Source organism: Clostridium sp., assembly GCF_036660475.1.
GTDB lineage: Bacteria > Bacillota > Clostridia > Clostridiales > Clostridiaceae > Clostridium_J.
Window position 1 is genome coordinate 49,493 of record NZ_JAVXAO010000006.1, and the last position, 19,775, is coordinate 69,267.

Below are 19,775 nucleotides of genomic sequence, written 5' to 3' on the forward strand. Positions count from 1 at the left end.
ATCGAATAATCTTTTTATATTAAGGGAAATATATCATTCCAACAGAATATTAGAAGAACTTATATAGGGAGTGTCAGTGGTTATCTAGCGATGAAGAGTAGTAGCGTGTACAGAGGCTAGACATTAGATAAACATTATGGGTAAAAGGATATAATAATAATGAGGTGATGTTATATGAATACAAGATTTTCAATTGGTGAGGTGGCAAAACTTAATAATGTTTCTATACGAACATTAAGACATTATGATAAAATTGGACTATTAAAGCCTGCATATGTAAATGAAAAAAGTAAATATAGATATTATTCGGTAAAGCATTTTATGATTTTAGATCTTATAAAGCAATGTAAGGCTATGGGGTTATCCTTAGATGAGATAAAGATACTAGTAAATAATTATACTTCTATTAATTCGATTTTAGATATTATAACAAAGCAAAAAGAGATTGTAGAAGAAAAAATGAAGGAATTAGATAACATAAAAAGTAATATATGTTTTTTGGAAAATAGGATTCAAACTCTATTAGAAGAGGGAATGGACAGAGTTTTTGTAAAATATTTTAGTGAGAGAAAGTTTGTAAAATATAATAATGCTCAGAGATATACTGAGGAATTTGAGATAAACTTATCTAAAACATTAGGTGATATAGATAAAAAATATGGGAGCACTAATAAAGAGTTAGTTTTTTCAACGTCATATGAAGATTTTAAAAATCAAGACAAATTAACATATAATAATATGATGATAAGTATAAAAGGAGATATAGAGAGTGATGGTAATAAAATAGTTACATTAAAGTCAGGATATTATATTACAATAAACTTTGATGATGACTATAAGGATACAACAAAATATTATGGGACACTTGATGACTACATTGAAGAAAATAATATAAAGGTCAGTGGAGACTTTTATGAAATATATATAATGACAAGGGGCGGAATTGATAATGAGGAGAAATCCTTAGGTCAAATTCAAATTTTAATTGATAATATATAACGACCTTTATTCAAAGGGGCTATCTCATTTAATTTTTGAGATAGCCCCTTTATTTTACAATTAAGAATACATAAGTCTAATAATATATCTTAATCTAAGTTATATCTCACATCTAAACTTCCAATTCAAATATATAGGGAGCTTCACTAGAAATTTTATCATGGAAAACCGACTACATTTAAAAGAAAAGTGACCCATTTATAGAAACAGTTTTATTATTTTAACTGATTACTATAAAGGGAATAGCTCAAAGTCTATTTTAAATTTAGTATGATATTTATAATATGCATTAATTTACAAGTAGTTCTTATGGATTAATATCAGTAATAAGCTAATTAAAAGATGTCATTTCTAAAATTCCATTTAGTTTCAGTATGATTAGTATTACAAGGATTATCACACTTTAAATCACAGTTATTAGTGCAATCATCACAGTCTATCATGGATTTATGGTCATCACAATTACAAGGAGAAGAATTAGTCTTGCTTACTACAACTAAATTTATTGAAATGACGTTATTAAACCAAATAGAGTGATCTCCGGAAGTATTTACATCACAATAGCAAATGGTAGTAGAGAAATCTAATACATCAATACATGGATCTAATGGTATTAGTTCAAAAAATGGACATGTGAATTTATCACTTACTATTCGACCAGAACAACCACATGCTTCATAACTAATTGTTATTAATTTATGACCTTTAACGCATAATTTAAGACCAGTACAGGTATCTATAATTTTTTTTTCTATAATCAAAAGCTTCATACAAGCATCTAAAACTTCCTTAACTGGTGGCTTACAGTTGGCTACGCATAATTCATTAGTATAATTGAATTCTTTAATAATTCGTTGTGTTTTATCACATTGTACACAATTGATGCCCACACATTTCACCTCAATATTAAAATGTTGTTATAATATAGAATATGTTCTAAGTATAAATTGGTGCAATTACAAATAAAAAATATGTAAAAAAAGTGTAAAAATATAGAAAAAATCACATTCTGAATAGTAGTAAGGATAAAGTAATATTTTTATGAATGGGGTTACAATAAAATTGTAAATGTTAATGATTTAAATTTTTATAAATAATATAGAAATAAGTGGCAACTTGTAAAGAAAATCATATGCTATTAGTGGGGGTGATAAAGTTGAGTATTTATCCAACCTATTACAATGAAGTTCCAAGTAGTAGAGAAACAGTAAGTTTAAATAGTACTAATATATCTGGCGGTATGCCATACTACACACCACCAGTTAATTATATAATGCCACCTCAAGGACAACCTGGCCCTCAAGGTTCTAAAGGAGATCAAGGATATCCGGGTCCAAAGGGTGATCAAGGATGCCAAGGTCCACAGGGATATCCAGGTCAACAAGGTTCAAAGGGGGATCAAGGATGCCAAGGTCCGCAAGGATATCAAGGTTCACAAGGACCAGCAGGTTATCCAGGTTATCCGGGGCCACAAGGACCAGCTGGTTATCCGGGATGTCCAGGTTCACAAGGACCAGCAGGTTACCCAGGATGGCCAGGTCCTCCAGGACCGCAAGGACCAAAAGGTGATCCAGGACCGCCGGGTCAAACAGTCCCAATACAAATGTGTCAACCATTTGGTTTTGGTGGAGGAGGATGCGGAGGTGGATGCGGATGCGGATGCGGATGCAATCATGGATGCAGTCATGGATGCTGTAATTGTTGCACAGGGCCAACAGGACCAACAGGAGCTACAGGTATAGGAATTCAAGGGAATACTGGGGGAACGGGAGCAACAGGAGCAACAGGAGCAACAGGAGCAACAGGACCAGGATGTTTGAAGTGTAATCATGTTTGTGATTGGAGTTTTGAATATTTTCCATTAGGATGTAGTAGTTTTGATACTTGTTATCAACCGGGTAGTTGGACAGCAAGTAGTGGCGTTGTAAGGACAAATGAAATACTAATACCAACAGGTACAACAATTCCAATTGGAAGTTCAACAGGCACAGCAACTGCAAAATCATACTACTCATCTATTAGTCTAGCAAATATTGTAGGGACTGCGCCAGCAGCAATTCCTGTTACAATTCCAATTAATACAGGTAGATTTTTCAATGTAGCCCATAGTGGAGATCAATCTTTAATATTGCAGCCAAACTATAATAATAACCTAGGATTTTTGCCAGCATATTTTATAAAAGTTGTGGATATTAATCCAGACTGCTCTTATGAATTGAAATTTTGGGGCGCTAAATATGATTATAATTATGAATTAAATTATGATTCTACAAAATCCTTAGATGTTAATAGACAAAACTATAATTTAATTGCCGGAGCTTATTTATATTGGGGAGATGTGTTAAATACAGGCGGTTGTTGTAGTATAAGAGATTTTATATTAAATCCTGTAAATTGGCCTGTAGCAGATAATATTTGTAGTTACAGCGGCCAATTGGCTGGTTCAGTAAAGCTTCCAAGAGGTGGAACACAACAGCTTAGTATAAGTAATGTAACTGCAACTGATCTTACAAAGGTTCCGGTTTTAGACAGCTATGACTTTGAGTCATATAGCTTAGTTCCAACATGCAACACAATAATGGGACCATGTTGTAGCAATGTAACAATTCCAGCAGGGAGTTTAAAAGCTACAATAGTATTTGTTGCAGAGCCTAGTAGAGTAGTTAATAATATAAACGAACCAGCAGGTTTTTGGCTAATTGATGATGTAATACTATCATAAAATTTAGGAGGATTCTTATAAATGAATAATATAAATACAACATGTGGTTGTGATAAATCACGTCAGAATATATCATGCGATTGTAATAAAAAGAATGCTAACAATATGCCTTGTAGTGGGGATGGTCATATGACAACACCATGTCAAAAAGAGTTAGTTTCAAGTTGCAAATGCAATGTTACACCTTGTAGTGAAGATAATTGTAACTACTGTGTTAATGAAGATAGTATATTTTTCCCGGACATTGAAAGTAAGGTAGCAAGTTTTCAATTAAAAGATGTATGGACAGAGTTAAGCATAAATGGATCAGTAGCAGTTCCAATGCAGAAACCATCAATTGAGCAAGTTGATTCTGTAAATGCTACAGTTCAAATTCTTAGTAGAAGAGTAGTAGTAGCTCCAGCAGTTTATGATAATTCAGGTATTGTTATAGAGACAGTAACAAATGAAGAAGGAAAAATAACAACTGGTAGAAAGCTTGTAATCGAGGGGTTAATTTGTGTAGCTAACTCTTATGTTTCTTTAAATAAAGATCAAAGTGTTCATAGCTTTCATGGTCAAGTTCCATTTTCAGCATTTATAGTATTACCTAAGGATGCTGACGTAGATGCAAATTATGAAGTTTATTCATTGATTGAAGAAATTTGTGTTAAACAAGTTTGTGATAGAAGTATTAATTTTACATTTGCAATTATATTAACAGCAGAAAAAACATCTAATACTGATTGTTCTAAATCATACTATGACAATTCAGGTATAGATTGTATGGGTTCAATTGGTCCTTGTGGACAATCTGAATGCTTTACAGATCAACCAGTTATAAAAGGACCTTGTACTAGAATTCAAGTTGAAAACCTAATAAAAGATAATACAGAAACTCTTTGGACAGAAATATCAGTACCAGAGTTATTAACAATACCAGCTTGTAAACCTGATGTAATGCAAATTCTTACTGTTACTTCTAGTGTTGAAGTTATGTGCCAAAAGGTTATTATAACTCCGCAAGCGGCTACGAATTATGAAGGGTTAGAGCTATCAGGATTAAAATTATTGGTTCATGCAGTTTTAAGACAAAGAGTGACTTATATTTCTACAACAGATTGTAAATCTGTACACTCAGCTCATTTTGATGTTCCAGTATCAGCGTATATAGTTCTTCCAAATGGGACTTCTCCACTTAGCAAGTATAAAATTAGGACTTGTATTGAAGATTTATATGCATGTGCTCTTAATGAAAGACAAATATTTAAGAATACAACATTATTTATTAAAGCAGAGCCTATAGCTTGCTTGTAGAAGGGGGACTAAACTATGTATTGCAAATGTAATAATGGAAATAATTATCAAGTAGTAGGACTATGTGATGACCCGTCAAGATTTGATACGGAAATACAAGAGTCTTGGACACAAATTACAGTTCCAGAAATTTTACCACTTCCAGATTGCTATCCTGACATTGAAGATTTAGAAAGAATTTATATTAATGTAAAAATAGATTCTGCGAGAGTTATAGATACACCTGCCAAGGTTCTTAATGGCAGATTAATAGAAAATCAAGAAGGAACAACTTTAACAGGTAGAAAACTTTTAGTTGATGGAGTTATATGCCAAACAATAGTATATACAGCAGATACCTGTGTTCAATCTCTTCACTCAGTTAACTTCAAATATCCTTTCTGCACATTTATAGTTATTCCAGATGATGAAACTCCAATAGAATTAACTAAGTATTGTGTAGATGCTTGTGTAGAAGATGTATTTGCTAAAGTTTTAAATGGTAGAGTAATATTTAAGAGCGTATCATTATTTTTAAAAGCTACTAATGCTAAGGTTGAATGCTGTAAGCCTGTAGATGCAACAGGAATAGTAGCAGGAACAATTTCATATAGTGGCGCATCAAGTGCAATTCCAGTAACAGTTAAACTATATAAAAACTCTAATGTATTTGTAGAAAAGACTGTTTTAGCAGTAGCAGACGAAGGAACTATACCATATTCATTTACAAATCTTTGCCCAGGAACCTATACTGTTGTATTTGATGTTGATGTAACTAAATATACAGTTGTAACAGCACCAGCAAATGCAACTGTTACAATTACCTCAGGACAAACAGGAAGTGTAAATGCTAAAATTAGTGATTTAGTATAAAAGTTAATAGATTATAGTTAGTGTAGAAAATAATATGCTATTTTTAAATTAAGATGGCATTGATAATAAATATATTTAATTAATAAATTGAAGGGAGTACTTAATCAATAGGTATTCCCTTTATCTTATATATTTTAAATATCTAAGTGAGGATGTGAGGGTATGAATAAAATTGATATAAGCTTATGTATGATTGTAAAAGATGAAGAATCGGTCATTGAAAGGTGTATAACATCTATAAGGGATGCTGTTGATGAAGTGATAATAGTTGATACAGGCTCAAGCGATAGAACTAAAGAAATTGCAGAGTCCTTGGGTTGTAAGATCTATGATTTTAAGTGGATAGATAATTTTGCAGAAGCAAGAAACTATGGGTTTAGCAAAGCAACTAAGGATTATATAATGTGGCTTGATGCAGATGATGTTATTGGAGAAGAAAGTATTAAAAGATTAATAGATTTAAAAAATAATTTTGATGTAAGTGTAAAATCTGTAACTATGAATTATGTGCTAGGACAAGATACTAAGGGGAATACAATAAGTTCATTAAGAAGAAATAGATTAGTTAAAAGGAGCTGTGGATTTAAATGGATTGGTGCAATACATGAATATTTAGCTGTAGAAGAACCAATAATTAACGCTGACATAGATATAATCCATAAGAAAGAAAAACATTATACAGATAGAAATTTGAGGATATTCAAATCAATTATTTCAAGTGGGGAAATATTATCTGTAAGAGATATGTTTTACTACGGGAATGAATTGTATTATAATGGATTATATGATGAAGCAATAGAACAATATAATAAGTTTTTAGAGTTTGATGAAGCTTGGGTTGAAGATAGAAAAATAGCGTGTAAGAATTTGGCGAATTGCTATGCATTTAAGGATGATAAGGATAGTGCTTTGAAAATTCTTTTTAAGAGCTTTGAGTTTGATGCTCCAAGAGCAGATTTTTGTTGCATCATTGGGGATATACTTTTGGATAGAGATATAGTTGATGGAGCTATATTTTGGTACGAAATAGCAGCAAAATGGATGCCGCCAAAGGATTATTTGGCATTAATGGATACGGCTTACTATACATGGGTACCAAATCTACAATTATGTGTTGCATATTTTAAAAAAGGTGATATAGATAAATCGGTATATCATAATGAGGAGGCGGCCAAGTATATACCAGACAATCCTAAAATAGAGTATAATAGAGAACTGTTTGAAAAGATAAAAAATAATATAAAAAACAATGAGTGTGATTAAAAAATATATGGTATCGTGTATTCATGATACCATTTTTAAATTGAAATACGTTTTAATAGGTGTGGTTGATAAATTTTAGAATATAAGGTATAATGATAAGATACAAATAAAATAAAGAAGGGTTAAAGAGGTTAGAACAGCAAATAATTTTAAAAGATATAATGAATTAATAGGAAAATTAAATAACTTGGAAGTAAGACTTTGGTATAATAACCATGATAAAAATATTATTAATGAAATAGATAAATCATTACCTATAAAAGAGCAAGCCATGCAGGCTCACGAGTTAAGAAACAAATATAGAATGCAAGCTAGGAAATTAATGAAAGATAGAACACTAGCAAGACAGTTAGATGTTAATAATTCTAATTTGCCTTTTGAGTATTATGAAAGTAAATACTTGAGTCAAGGGTACAATGATAATATTCTTTATGGAAAAATAATAGAATCTTCCACAAGAACGAATAAAATTGTAAATAAAGCCTTAGGAATGGCTTAATATATATAGTGAATTATTACAATTATATAGGTTAAGAATCTCTCGGTAGAGGGCTTTTTTTATTTTCAGGAGCTTTAAGTAATAAATATATAGAGAATAAATGTAGAGTATGCAGTTTATGAAACTGGAGAGAAATTATCAAGAAAATTAGCGCTATGGATGATAAGTATATGAAGCTTCAATATGCACATATGAGGGATATTGCAAGTCGAATAATTGAGGAATTAAAATTTGAACAATAGATATACATATTGAAGCATTGGGAAAATTATACAAACAAGAACACGGGTACCGTAGATTACGGTACCCGTTTATGTTAAGATTGTTATAAATGATGTAATATTATGATAATTAAAATAAGGGGATGGGGATATGAGGATATATAAAGCAAAAGATTATAAAGACATGAGTAGAAAGGCAGCAAATATTATTTCGGCTCAAGTGATTATGAAACCAAACTGTGTATTAGGTCTTGCAACAGGGTCAACCCCAATTGGAATATATGAACAACTAATAGAATGGTATAATAAAAATGATGTGGATTTTAGTGAAGTCATATCAGTTAATTTAGATGAATATAGAGGGATAAGTAAGGAAAGTAATCAAAGTTATTACTATTTTATGCATGATAATTTTTTTAACCATATTAACATAAAACCAAAGAATATTAATATTCCTAATGGTATGGAAATGGATGAAAAAAAAGAATGTGATAGATATAATAAGATTATTAATTCTATTGGTGGTGTAGATTTACAGCTCTTGGGACTTGGACATAATGGACATATCGGGTTCAATGAACCAGAAGAAGCTTTTGAAAGAGAAACTCATTGTGTGGATTTAAGCGAAAGTACTATTGAAGCGAATGCTAGATTCTTCAATACAATGGATGAAATTCCAAAACAAGCATATACAATGGGAATTAAGACAATAATGCAGGCAAAAAAGATAGTAGTTGTAGTTAGTGGAGAAAGTAAGGCTGATATTGTAAAAGAGGCATTCTTCGGTCCTGTAACACCTAGAGTTCCAGCATCAATTCTTCAAATGCATAATGATTTAATCATTATAGGTGATGAGGCTGCTCTATCAAAAATATAATTAAATGTGGAATGGTTTGCTAAAGGTATGTAGCAAATCATTCCACATTTTTCATGCTGTGATGTAAAATATTTGGTTAGTGGTATCCAGAAAGTAGATTAGTTTACTGTAAGATCGCCAATTTCAATATTTAAGTCAAATATATAAGTATCTTCACCAGAGGTTCTAACATTTACATTAGCATTTCCTATATTAGCATTGGTATTTACCTTCACAGGAGAGTTATTAGGGATATTTATAGTTGTTTTTCCACAACCACCACTATAGGATAGATTTCCACCAATCTCAGAAAGGTTTATTACTACTTCACCCAAAAGGCCGGAGATATTCATGTTACCACACTTGTTTTTTAATGATATATTTGTAGTTCCAATAACTTGTTTGAGTTTTAAATCTTTAAAAATAGCATCATTTATAGTCAGAGATCCTACACCACCATTAATATCAAGGTTATTAGATGTTATAGAGTCGATAGTAATAGTTCCAGCATTTGAGTTTACAATTATATCGTCCATAAAACTCTTGGGAATACCTATAATAACCTTTCTACCATAGGAGGTAGGAAGATTATTAACGTCTAGATTAGACATGCTGCCATTCTCTTGAATATTTAAGTTGGTGCCTTTCTTTTCAAAGGTAGTACTCTTAACTATGGAACTTGGACCTGAACAGAGTAAAGTAAAAGCCTTGCCATCAATAGATTTTATAGTAACATTTGAAGCTAGAATACTAATATTAACGGTTTTAATACCGTCCATGGAAATAGAGTCATTAATATTTTCGTCGTATAACGGTGTATTGACGTTATTATTTAGATTGTTATTAATACTATTGATGGATAAATTATTTTTAAAAATACTGTTTACATTAAAGCCAGGATTTTCATTTATATCACGTCTTGAATTAATACCAAATTTCACATTACATCCTACAAGCAGAGTAGAGGACAGTAGTAGATAAAAAATTATGGGCAAAACTTTCTTTTTCATAAATAACACCTCTCATTTATAATTAAATTATATCTAGCTTTTTATCTATCATATATGCAGCAACAAATTGCAAGGCTACCAATGCTATTGTGTCTAAGATTGCTGAAAATATATCTATTTCAATAAACCCGAGTCTTCCTATAGATATGTATATATATGGAAGTAGGTATAGCAAAACTTTAGATAGAAAATCATAAATAATATTTATAAAAGCACAGCCGCAAATTACTGCAAAAATACAAAGTACAGTCCTTCTTATATAACATGAGAAGATGGCGATTAAGGCAGTTATAATTAAATACCCAATCATGAGCTCAATAAATACGGAAGAGTACGCCCAAAACCAAATAGAAGTAAATACATTTGAGTTTATAATTCCTAATATATAGGTTAAAGCAACTACAAAGCAGTTAACTAAAAGGAGCTCTAAGAAATTTCCAAGTATAAATTCTATACCCTTAATTGGAGTTAGAAAAAGAAGTCTTCCAGATTCCTTTGAAAGCTGACGTGAAAAAATTATAACATGGGATACAAAATTAATTATCAAAGCAATTGATACTGTTGAGATTAAATCAAGTCCTAGGGTAAATCTATAAATAAAAAAATTAGAAGAAAGACCAATAATTAAAATTACAGCTTCTATAATATAGGTAAGCCTAAGGCTTCTAAAACTATACATAATTATATTTATAATATTTTTCATAACAATCACCTATTCTGCGAATACCTTTCTATATATTTGGTCTATTGAGGTTCCATACTTTATTCTTAAAGTTTCGGCATCACCAGATTCAATTATTGAACCTTCACCAAGGAATAATACTTCATCAAAGAGTTTTTCAAGTTCGCCTACATAGTGAGTTGTAATTATAATTGAAGCGGTACTATCTAGGTTGTCTATAATAGCATTAATTATTTTGTCTCGACTTATAATATCTACTCCGGATATAGGCTCATCTAGTATATATAAGTCACATTTTCTGCTTAAAGTTAGGCTAAGACCAACCTTTTCAAGCATACCTTTTGAAAGTGATTTTAACTTTACAGTTGTATCTATATTCATAAAGGCTAATAACTTTTGTACTTTCAATTCATCAAAATCAGGAAAAAAGTCTTGATAAAATTTAACAGCATCATTTACACTCATCCACTTAGATAAATAATCAGTTTCCTGCAGGTAGGCAACTAATTTTTTAGTTTCATAGCTAACTTTAATTCCATTTACTATTACTTCACCTAGTGTTGGTTTAAGTAGGCCGGATATAATATTAAGGAAGGTGGTTTTACCTTGACCATTCGGTCCAAGAATGCCTAAAACCTTTCCTTTTTCTAAACTTAAGTTAACTCCATTCAATACATGTTTCCTTCCAAATGTTTTAGTGAGATTTTTAACTTCAAGTACAGGTAATATAACGCAATTTACATCTGTAGTATTTTGAATTTGATTTTCATTTGTTAGATTTAATAAACCATTATCCATCTCTACGCCTCCTCATACATTTCTAGAATTAGCTCAAGTACTTCTTTTTTGGAAAATCCTAGGCTCTTACTTTTATGAATAAAATCTTTTAATAGTTCTCTTGAAAAACTTTTTCTAAGGGTTTGAATTTGATTTTTATCTTGAGTTACAAATTTTCCAATTCCTCGTTGAGTATTTATCAAACCTTCATTTTCGAGTTCAGAATAAACCCGTAATATTGTATTAGGATTAACCTTAAGCTCCATAGCATAATCTCTAACAGATAACAATCGTTCACCTTCGATTAAATCCGCAGATATAATTTTCATTTTCATATAGTTTTTTATTTGTACATATATAGGTTCCTTTGAGTTTAATTCTAATTCCATATTTTCACCTCAGTTTAATCAGTTATAGTGTCTTAATTACATGATACACACATATGGTTAAAAAAGGAAGTGGGGAATTTGTTAATTTATGGGCATTATTACTAACTAGCAACTAAATCCTCAACTATGCTCCACAATAATGAAAAAATGTATTATTTTGTAAAATATTTTCATCTAATTATTATTCGATGAAAAATATTATGCAACTTATTGTGTTTAGCCATATAGTTTTATATAATAAAGCACAGTGGAGGTGTACTAAAGATGGATGTTTTAAAAAATTTAACAGAATTAATGGTAACATGGACTGTTACTAATGGAGTTAAAATTCTAGTTGGACTTATTGCATTATGGGTAGGTTGGAAGTTAATATCAAAAGTTGTGAGAATCATGAATTCTTTCTTAACGAAAAAGAAAGTGGATCTTACTTTAAGAACATTTTTAGATGGATTTGTTAGTATTGTGCTAAAGATATTGTTAGTAATAGTAGTCATGAATACGGTAGGTATAGAAAGCACGGGATTTGCTGCATTAATAGCCTCAGCGGGACTTGCAGTTGGGTTAGCACTTCAAGGAAGCCTTTCAAACTTTGCAGGTGGAGTGATTATTTTACTTATAAGACCCTTTAATGTAGGGGATTATATTGATGGTGCAGGAAAGTCAGGGACAGTTGAGAAGATAGGGATATTCTATACTTCATTATTAACTCCGGATAATAAGCAGATACTTGTTCCAAATGGAAACTTATCAAATGACAGTGTAGTAAACTATTCAGCTAAGGAAACAAGAAGAGTGGATCTAAAGTTCTCCGTTGGTTATGAGGAGAATGTAGTTAGGGTTAAAAAAATACTTAAAGACATAGTAGATAATGAGAAATTAATACTACAGGAGCCATTACCTTTTATAGCTTTAGCTGAACATGCAGATAGCTCAATAAATTTTGTGGTTAGGGTTTGGTGTAAGACTGAGGACTATTGGACTATTCACTTTAATCTATTAGAGAAGGTTAAGATGAAATTCGATGAAGAGAAGGTTAGTATTCCATATCCGCAGATGGATGTTCATATAGGTGCTAATAATATTACAAATTAAATTAAATTAAATAAGGATGAATTTTAGGTTTAACCTAAGATTCATCCTTATTATTATTTGGAGCGGGAAACGGGATTCGAACCCGCAACTGCCACCTTGGGAAGGTGATACTCTACCGTTGAGTCATTCCCGCACTAAGTAATTATAATATATTGTATGTGAAATATATTAGTTGTAGAACAGTTAAGAATAAAAAGAAAATATTTTGTTATGATTTACCGTATACATAATGTATAAGAACATATATTATATTAATTAATATATGTTGAATAAGAGATGTAATGTGATATCTGAAGGAGAAAAAATGAAAAATATAGCAGAAAAGATTAAAAATAATTACCTGTTTAAAGGTTTGAATAGTGAAGACTTAATTAAGTTGTTATCTTCAACTAAATATCATATAAATTCCTATGTGAAGGGTGAAATTATTGCCCATGAGGAGGATCCATGTAATAGCATAGGGCTTTTAATTGATGGAAATATTGAAATACAAAGAATATATTCTAGTGGTAAGTATATTGTACTAAGTAAATTAATTGAGGGTGATGTATTTGGAGAAGCTATAATATTTTCAAGAGAGAAGAGCTATCCAGCTACAGTAATTGCTTTAAATAAGTGTGAAATAATATATGTGGATAAAGCACAGGTACTTGAGTTATTTTCAAGGGAGGAAAGAATTCTTGAAAATTTTCTTGAACTTCTTAGTAATAAAATATTAATGATGAATTCAAAGATTAAAAATCTTTCCTTAAAGAGTATAAAGCATAGAGTTATAAATTATATTTTAGTTAAGTCACATAAGCAGCAAAGTAAGGTTATTAAACTAGGGGAAAGTAAAGAGAATATAGCAGCAGCGATTGGAATTCCAAGACCATCTCTATCAAGAGAGCTTATAAATCTTAGAGAATTAGGATATATAGAGTTTGACAGAACCACAATAGAGATTTTAAATTCAGAGGCACTTGAGGAAGAAATGTTTGAATAGGAAATTTAATTGTAAAAAATTTATATAATTAATTGTAAACATAGAAATTTGTAACCTAGGTTACGGACTTCTATGTTTTTTTTATATACAATAAGGTCATAGATTGAAACTAAGAGAAGGTATTAATAGATAAATTTAATTATGAAGGAGATGTAATTATGGATAATAAAATGTTTTGTTTTCAATGTCAAGAGGCTGCTGGGTGCAGTGGTTGTACAGTAAGAGGTGTTTGTGGTAAAACACCAGAACTTGCAAAAATCCAAGACTTACTAATATATACTACAAGAGGATTATCTGAGGTTGCAACGGTAGCTAGAGAAAAGGGGATAGAAATTTCAAAAATAATAAATAAAGCTGTAACAATGAACCTTTTTACAACTATTACAAATGCTAACTTTGACAATGAAGTATTTTATAAAATGGTGAAAGAGACTTTAAATATTAAAGCGGAATTATTAAGCAAATTAGACACTACAGAAGGTTTAAGTGAGGCTGCATTATGGACTGCTACAACGGCTGAAGAAATGAATAAGAAGGCAGAGACAGTTGGGGTTTTATCTACTGAAAATGAAGATATAAGAAGTTTAAGAGAAATGGTAACTTATGGATTAAAAGGATTGTCAGCTTATGTTAAGCATGCAAATGCATTAGGCTATGAAAGTGAAGAAGTTTGCGCATTCATGCAAAGAGCATTAGCTGCAACAGCTGATGATAAGCTGACAGCAGACCAATATGTAGCATTAACTTTAGAAACAGGTAAATTCGGTGTAGATGGAATGGCATTATTAGATACAGCGAACACTGAAAGTTATGGAAATCCTGAAGTTACAAAGGTTAATATAGGAGTAAGCAATAAGCCAGGGATTCTTGTATCTGGGCATGATTTAAAGGATTTAGAGCAATTATTAATTCAAACAGAGGGAACAGGAGTAGATGTCTATACTCACTCAGAAATGTTACCAGCTCACTACTATCCAGCATTTAAAAAATTCTCAAATTTCATAGGAAACTATGGAAATGCATGGTGGAAGCAAACAGAAGAGTTTGAAAGCTTCAATGGACCAATTCTTATGACTACAAACTGTATAGTACCTCCAAAGGATAGTTATAAAGCTAAAATATTTACTACAGGAGCAGCTGGATTTACAGGGTGTGCACATATTAATGCAAATGAAGAGGGTGTTAAAGATTTCTCAGAAATTATAGAACTTGCTAAAACTTGTGCAGCACCAATTGAAATAGAACAGGGAGAAATAATTGGAGGATTTGCACATAATCAAGTATTAGCACTTGCAGATAAAATTGTAGATGCAGTTAAAACTGGAGCTATAAAGAAATTCTTTGTCATGGCAGGTTGTGATGGAAGACATAAGAGTAGAGAATACTATACAGATTTTGCAAATGCAATACCAAAGGATGCAGTTATACTAACAGCTGGATGTGCAAAATATAGATATAACAAGTTAAATCTGGGAGATATTGGTGGAATTCCAAGAGTTCTTGATGCTGGACAATGTAATGATTCATATTCACTAGCATTAATAGCTTTAAAATTAAAAGAAGTATTTGAACTTGAAGATATAAATGAATTACCAATAGCTTTCAATATTGCATGGTACGAGCAAAAGGCAGTAATAGTTCTACTATCTCTATTATATCTAGGAGTTAAAAATATTCACCTAGGACCAACATTACCAGCATTCCTATCACCAAATGTAGCTAATGTATTAGTTAACACTTTTGGAATTGGTGGAATCACAAATGTAGAAGACGACATGCAAATGTTCATGGGAGAGTAATACGCTACAGCAAAGTGGAATTTAGAAACTAAGTTTTAACTTATACAAGACGAAATTTAACAGCAATTAAGAAACAGCAGAGCCGTTGGCTTTGCTGTTTTGTGTTGTAATAGCATAGAAATAAAACATATGTTATAATATGGATATAAAAATGGATTTTAATTATAACTTTGGAATATTAATAAAGAGGAGGTGGAAGTCAGTATGTATGAATATAAATATGTTGAAGCAACTTTAGGTGGATTTTTTAGCGAGGCAGACCATCATGGCATAATAGAAGAACATGCTAAGATGGGTTGGAGATTAGTACAAGTATTACCTATGTACTATAATTCGCATGGAAAACCTACTCAATATGAGATTATATTTGAACGTAAAATAAAGGAGTAGGAGAATGTTAAAGTAAAATGTTGAGGGAGAATTAGAATGAATATGGATGGTATTAAAGCTATTTTATTTGATTCAGGGAGAACTCTAAATGTACCTAGAACAGGGCATTGGTTTATTACACCTAATTTTTTTCACATTGCTAGTAATTCAAGGTTTAAGTGCACAGAAGAAATGCTAGATGAAGCCATGGGGAAGGCTTGTGAACATATTAACAAAACACTATTAGTTGAAACTGAAGACCATGAGTTTAATATGTTTAAAGAATTTTATGAAATTGTGTTAAAGGAAATTAATTATCCTAAAATTAATAAAGAGGTAGTTGAACGTTTAGCAAGGGATAATGTTTATAACGATGAAAAATTTGTGTTTTTTAAGGATGTTAAACCATCTTTATTGAAGCTAAAGGAAAAATATTTGTTAGGGGTAGTTTCAGATACATGGCCATCCCTAGAAAGAGTATTTATAAATAAGGATTTAAGAGAATATTTTTCAACTTTTGTAATGTCATCTGTTTATGGATCTTATAAGAGTGAAAAGGTATTATTTAAGATTGCCATTGAGGAACTAGGGATTAAGGCGAATGAAGCTATATTCATTGATGATAGTGAATCAAATCTTATAGCAGCGGAAGAGTTTGGAATGACTCCAATATTAATTGATAGATATGAAGATTATAGTATTAAAAGTAAATATCCTATAATTAGATCACTTGATGAATTAATTATATCTTAGTTAAAAATAACGTATAAATTTAAGAACTCACCTGTCATGGTTACGGGTGAGTTCTTATTTAATTTACACGAAATTTTTTTATAAACAGTTAAATTTAAGGGGGATTTAATAGTTTATATATTTCTATTGGATATTAGGTGTATAAGATTTTATTCCAGTAATATTTATACTATAGTTTCCATTTACAATAGCTCCATCAATTGCATACAATTTAAGATAGTATTTGCCAGTAGTTGCTGTGAAGCTTCCGCTACTTATATCACCTTGAGTGTATTGTTTCCAACATTTGTAGTTATTTAAGTTATCTGATTTATAAACAACCCAAGTTAATTTTGAAGCACTACCTGTAATTTTTATATCGACTTTACCGGCGGTGTCTACTTCAAATACAAAGTTATCTTCATCAGAAAAGTTTTTTAGGGAGCCAGTTACAGCTGTATTATTAGCTATGAAGGAATTGGCTTGAGCATTGGTGTTATTTGGTTCTATTTCAGAAGTTATTACACCACCTATAGGGGTTGGAACAATATTGATGTTAAACTTTGTTTCAGATATAGCGCCCTTGTCATCAGTAACTTTAAGGGTAACAATATAGGTTCCTTCATTACTATAAGAGTGAGCAGGGTTTTTAGATGAACTTATACTGTTATCACCAAAATCCCAAGCATAGGATACTATATATCCATCTGTATCTACAGATTTATCTGCATTAAATTGAACAGAGGTATTTACTATTGCTTGTGATGGAGCATCTATATTTGCCGTAGGAACTTTATTTTCAGGAATTATAGAATTATCATTTAAAAGTCCCTTAAAAACTAAATCATATTCAAAGTTTCCATTAACTACTTTATAATTAGTGAAATAACAAGTTACGGTTTCATATCCAGTCCAACCTTTTAATGATAAGTTTTTCAACATTTCATTAGCAGTTTTATTCATTTCAGCATTATCTTGCAATCTGCCGGTTGAAATTCCACCCAAATACTTACCAGAGATTTTAAAGGTATTAAAGTCTGAGGAAGTAGTTTTATCTTGGGTTACAGTACTCATTCCACTTACACTTATTATATCAGAAGAGATTTGAGCTAGAGTTCTATTAGGATGAATTGCTGTATAACTATCTGATACTAGTGGAGTTCCAATGGTAGTATCACCTATTAATTTTTGCATATACTGTTGATACTGTGTGTTTTTAGCTGAATCTAATTTTAATTCTGACATAAAGGCTCTATAACCTTTTATATCATTAGCCATTACAGAATCATGAAGTCTATTTAGTGAAGTCATATCATTGTTATACATATAACTTACAAGAGCAAATCCATAATTATAAAATTGCCATCCACTATTATAGCCTGAAGATACAGTTTTACTAAGAGTAAATCTATCTATTTCATTAGGTGCAAGTTGATTTACTATGGTTTTTCTTGGCTTTATGCCATCAGTACGGGTGCCACCTGCAAAAAATTCAGCTGAACCTTCTTCATACCAGGTTAAATCCTCATTTTCATAGAATGGACCTTGTCCCCAAAGACCTGAAACTAAATATCTACCTTGTAAGTAGTGACTAAATTCATGTCTAAATAGTTCTTCTAAACTATAAATACTTTCTTGGGTAGTTCTTTCATAAGTATAGAATGTTCCTGTAGACTCTATATATATTCCGCCATTATCTGTACTGAGATTGCCTAAGTATTGATTCATTTTATACTCTTTTGGTGAGTTAAATATTTTTATAGTTAAAACATTATCTGTATTTCCTGGTTCTAATGCTTTATCATTTCCAACAGTTCTAAAAAATTGAGCTTCAACTTCTTTAGCTGCCCAATAAAGTTTTTTAGCTTTTTCTTGTGTAACATTACTACCAACTTGCATTACTATTGCGCCGTTGTCAAATGTGTATTTGTTAGGTAGATAGTGAGTATATCCTTCTTCTTGAAGTTTAGCATAGTTTATATTTTCACCACGAGAGTTTATGCCCTTGTAAGAATAATTTATTTTTTGTGCTGCTATAAAAAATGTTTCAGAATACTTAGGCCCATTGTCCATAACGGTTGTTAATACTTCTTGAGCCATTTTAGGATTGCTATGGAAAATACCTAGCTCACCTATTTGGTAAATAGCATTATTGACGAACCACTGGTTGCTACTGCTAACACCGCTTAGTAGGGCTATATCTTTAAATTCATTTAATAAGGTATCTATTTTGCCGTAATAAGGCATTGAACTAGGAACCTTTCCATATGATGCGGAAGTAAAGTCATAGGATATACCTTGAATTACTGCATAGATAGCGTTCCCTTTTGATAAATCACTACTGTATGATGCCATATTTAATTTGTAATCTTTTAATAATACTGCAGCTTTATTAGCGACTTCTGCATTGCAGGATGCATTTCCAATTAAGGAACCAAAACTTCCAATTACACCATTTTGAAGTTTATTTCCAAATTTAAAATCAGGGTTTGCTAACATAGAATTTAATGAAGGCAAGCATAAATCTTGAAAATTTCTATCATTTAAGTAGCTTAAACCGGTATTATAATAACCTAAATAAAATCCTGATCTTAAAACTTCTACTATAGTGGGAATTCCCTTGTTATCAAGGGGAGTAAAGGTTTTAGACCTTGAGTCCAAAGCATTTATTATATATTTTACACGAGCACTATCACCATAAAATTCTTGAGAATCGGGAGAATAGGTAAATAGACCATCAATGTTTCTCCATTCTAGAGTTACGATGATATTAACCATTTCCTCATAACTCATTGCTGAAAGTTCTTTTAATGTGTAATTACGTTGAACTGCAAATGGAGTTATATCTAAATTTTCCTCCGCTAAAGGTTTAATTAAAGTTATATCAGTGACATTTCCTTCAGTTAATGTTTTAGCATGAACAACATTTTCGTTTGTATTAACCTTCATTTCGTATGGGTTAGATGGTTTTAACTGTTTTATATCATTTTGTGATTCTACACCAAATGGTGTGTTGTTCATAGTCGCGGTAGGCATAGCAATAACAGATGTTGCTGTATTTACAGTTAAGAATGCGGTTAAACACGATAGGGCAATAGTTCGTTTAAAGTTTTTCCTTTCCATAAATTGTTTAGAATTTTTAAGTAACAGAAAAATAATATTTTTTTTCATTTTAAATCCTCCTATATAAATTAATAACTTATACAATTATATCATATTATTGTAAAAATAT

At 31.0% G+C, this 19,775-nt stretch carries 18 protein-coding genes and 1 tRNA gene; 12 read left to right on the top strand and 7 right to left on the bottom strand.

Annotated elements, in window-relative coordinates:
• Positions 1–174 precede the first annotated feature (174 nt).
• The gene (locus RSA29_RS09660) at positions 175–999 is read left to right on the top strand and encodes a MerR family transcriptional regulator (protein ID WP_346943109.1); all 825 of its coding nucleotides are present in this window, start codon (positions 175–177) and stop codon (positions 997–999) included.
• 335 nt (positions 1,000–1,334) lie between these two features.
• On the opposite strand, the gene RSA29_RS09665 is transcribed toward RSA29_RS09660, so the two are convergent.
• Complete coding sequence (locus RSA29_RS09665) at positions 1,335–1,889, bottom strand: hypothetical protein (RefSeq protein ID WP_346934033.1); 555 nt, start codon at positions 1,887–1,889, stop codon at positions 1,335–1,337.
• 266 nt (positions 1,890–2,155) lie between these two features.
• On the opposite strand from RSA29_RS09665, the gene RSA29_RS09670 reads away from it, so the two are divergent.
• The 6 genes from RSA29_RS09670 (at position 2,156) to nagB (ending at position 8,729) form a co-directional block, all read left to right on the top strand.
• A complete protein-coding gene (locus tag RSA29_RS09670; protein ID WP_346943108.1) occupies positions 2,156–3,721 on the top strand; it encodes a collagen-like protein in 1,566 nt (521 codons plus the stop codon).
• Positions 3,722–3,742: 21 nt separating this feature from the next.
• Positions 3,743–5,017: a DUF3794 domain-containing protein gene (locus RSA29_RS09675; RefSeq protein WP_346943107.1), complete on the top strand. Its 1,275-nt coding sequence runs from the start codon at positions 3,743–3,745 to the stop codon at positions 5,015–5,017.
• A 15-nt stretch (positions 5,018–5,032) separates the two neighbouring features.
• Complete coding sequence (locus tag RSA29_RS09680) at positions 5,033–5,869, top strand: SPOCS domain-containing protein (protein ID WP_346943106.1); 837 nt, start codon at positions 5,033–5,035, stop codon at positions 5,867–5,869.
• A 162-nt stretch (positions 5,870–6,031) separates the two neighbouring features.
• On the top strand, positions 6,032–7,132 hold the full coding sequence (locus RSA29_RS09685) for a glycosyltransferase family 2 protein (protein ID WP_346943105.1): 1,101 nt from the start codon (positions 6,032–6,034) through the stop codon (positions 7,130–7,132).
• A 187-nt stretch (positions 7,133–7,319) separates the two neighbouring features.
• Positions 7,320–7,631 (top strand): hypothetical protein, encoded by a 312-nt coding sequence (locus tag RSA29_RS09690; RefSeq protein WP_346934028.1) that lies wholly within the window; start codon positions 7,320–7,322, stop codon positions 7,629–7,631.
• Between the two features lie 372 nt (positions 7,632–8,003).
• The gene (nagB, locus tag RSA29_RS09695) at positions 8,004–8,729 is read left to right on the top strand and encodes a glucosamine-6-phosphate deaminase (protein WP_346943104.1); all 726 of its coding nucleotides are present in this window, start codon (positions 8,004–8,006) and stop codon (positions 8,727–8,729) included.
• A gap of 98 nt (positions 8,730–8,827) precedes the next feature.
• Here the strand turns inward: nagB and RSA29_RS09700 are convergent, their stop codons facing one another.
• The 4 genes from RSA29_RS09700 to RSA29_RS09715 form a co-directional block, all read right to left on the bottom strand.
• Complete coding sequence (locus RSA29_RS09700; RefSeq protein ID WP_346943103.1) at positions 8,828–9,718, bottom strand: DUF4097 family beta strand repeat-containing protein; 891 nt, start codon at positions 9,716–9,718, stop codon at positions 8,828–8,830.
• Positions 9,719–9,740: 22 nt separating this feature from the next.
• The gene (locus RSA29_RS09705; protein WP_346943102.1) at positions 9,741–10,421 is read right to left on the bottom strand and encodes a hypothetical protein; all 681 of its coding nucleotides are present in this window, start codon (positions 10,419–10,421) and stop codon (positions 9,741–9,743) included.
• 9 nt (positions 10,422–10,430) lie between these two features.
• Positions 10,431–11,129 (bottom strand): ABC transporter ATP-binding protein, encoded by a 699-nt coding sequence (locus RSA29_RS09710; RefSeq protein WP_346943143.1) that lies wholly within the window; start codon positions 11,127–11,129, stop codon positions 10,431–10,433.
• A gap of 71 nt (positions 11,130–11,200) precedes the next feature.
• Positions 11,201–11,566, bottom strand: a complete 366-nt coding sequence (locus RSA29_RS09715; RefSeq protein ID WP_346934024.1) for a GntR family transcriptional regulator — start codon at positions 11,564–11,566, stop codon at positions 11,201–11,203.
• A gap of 264 nt (positions 11,567–11,830) precedes the next feature.
• Between RSA29_RS09715 and RSA29_RS09720 the strand changes: the two genes are divergently transcribed.
• Positions 11,831–12,658, top strand: coding sequence for a mechanosensitive ion channel domain-containing protein (locus tag RSA29_RS09720; RefSeq protein ID WP_346943101.1), 828 nt, complete (start codon positions 11,831–11,833; stop codon positions 12,656–12,658).
• Between the two features lie 58 nt (positions 12,659–12,716).
• On the opposite strand, the gene RSA29_RS09725 is transcribed toward RSA29_RS09720, so the two are convergent.
• Positions 12,717–12,791: transfer RNA gene (locus RSA29_RS09725), tRNA-Gly, on the bottom strand.
• Between the two features lie 171 nt (positions 12,792–12,962).
• Between RSA29_RS09725 and RSA29_RS09730 the strand changes: the two genes are divergently transcribed.
• The 4 genes from RSA29_RS09730 to RSA29_RS09745 all read left to right on the top strand — a co-directional run bounded on the left by RSA29_RS09730 (position 12,963) and on the right by RSA29_RS09745 (position 16,564).
• Positions 12,963–13,643 carry a Crp/Fnr family transcriptional regulator gene (locus RSA29_RS09730; protein WP_346943100.1) on the top strand — a complete coding sequence of 227 codons (681 nt, stop codon included), beginning with the start codon at positions 12,963–12,965 and terminating at the stop codon, positions 13,641–13,643.
• Positions 13,644–13,801: 158 nt separating this feature from the next.
• Positions 13,802–15,442, top strand: a complete 1,641-nt coding sequence (hcp, locus tag RSA29_RS09735; protein ID WP_346943099.1) for a hydroxylamine reductase — start codon at positions 13,802–13,804, stop codon at positions 15,440–15,442.
• 204 nt (positions 15,443–15,646) lie between these two features.
• On the top strand, positions 15,647–15,832 hold the full coding sequence (locus RSA29_RS09740; RefSeq protein ID WP_346943098.1) for a DUF4177 domain-containing protein: 186 nt from the start codon (positions 15,647–15,649) through the stop codon (positions 15,830–15,832).
• 36 nt (positions 15,833–15,868) lie between these two features.
• On the top strand, positions 15,869–16,564 hold the full coding sequence (locus tag RSA29_RS09745) for an HAD-IA family hydrolase (protein ID WP_346943097.1): 696 nt from the start codon (positions 15,869–15,871) through the stop codon (positions 16,562–16,564).
• Between the two features lie 123 nt (positions 16,565–16,687).
• Here the strand turns inward: RSA29_RS09745 and RSA29_RS09750 are convergent, their stop codons facing one another.
• Positions 16,688–19,714: a collagenase gene (locus RSA29_RS09750; RefSeq protein ID WP_346943096.1), complete on the bottom strand. Its 3,027-nt coding sequence runs from the start codon at positions 19,712–19,714 to the stop codon at positions 16,688–16,690.
• Between the last annotated feature and the right edge of the window lie 61 nt (positions 19,715–19,775).

Excerpts from the sequence above, each read along its gene's own strand:
- RSA29_RS09660 (WP_346943109.1), top strand. The coding sequence starts at position 175 with ATGAATACAAGATTTTCAATTGGTGAGGTGGCAAAACTTAATAATGTT.
- RSA29_RS09675 (WP_346943107.1), top strand. The coding sequence starts at position 3,743 with ATGAATAATATAAATACAACATGTGGTTGTGATAAATCACGTCAGAAT.
- RSA29_RS09680 (WP_346943106.1), top strand. The coding sequence starts at position 5,033 with ATGTATTGCAAATGTAATAATGGAAATAATTATCAAGTAGTAGGACTA.
- RSA29_RS09685 (WP_346943105.1), top strand. The coding sequence starts at position 6,032 with ATGAATAAAATTGATATAAGCTTATGTATGATTGTAAAAGATGAAGAA.
- nagB (WP_346943104.1), top strand. The coding sequence starts at position 8,004 with ATGAGGATATATAAAGCAAAAGATTATAAAGACATGAGTAGAAAGGCA.
- RSA29_RS09700 (WP_346943103.1), bottom strand. The coding sequence starts at position 9,718 with ATGAAAAAGAAAGTTTTGCCCATAATTTTTTATCTACTACTGTCCTCT.
- RSA29_RS09705 (WP_346943102.1), bottom strand. The coding sequence starts at position 10,421 with ATGAAAAATATTATAAATATAATTATGTATAGTTTTAGAAGCCTTAGG.
- RSA29_RS09715 (WP_346934024.1), bottom strand. The coding sequence starts at position 11,566 with ATGGAATTAGAATTAAACTCAAAGGAACCTATATATGTACAAATAAAA.
- RSA29_RS09720 (WP_346943101.1), top strand. The coding sequence starts at position 11,831 with ATGGATGTTTTAAAAAATTTAACAGAATTAATGGTAACATGGACTGTT.
- RSA29_RS09730 (WP_346943100.1), top strand. The coding sequence starts at position 12,963 with ATGAAAAATATAGCAGAAAAGATTAAAAATAATTACCTGTTTAAAGGT.
- hcp (WP_346943099.1), top strand. The coding sequence starts at position 13,802 with ATGGATAATAAAATGTTTTGTTTTCAATGTCAAGAGGCTGCTGGGTGC.
- RSA29_RS09740 (WP_346943098.1), top strand. The coding sequence starts at position 15,647 with ATGTATGAATATAAATATGTTGAAGCAACTTTAGGTGGATTTTTTAGC.
- RSA29_RS09745 (WP_346943097.1), top strand. The coding sequence starts at position 15,869 with ATGAATATGGATGGTATTAAAGCTATTTTATTTGATTCAGGGAGAACT.
- RSA29_RS09750 (WP_346943096.1), bottom strand. The coding sequence starts at position 19,714 with ATGAAAAAAAATATTATTTTTCTGTTACTTAAAAATTCTAAACAATTT.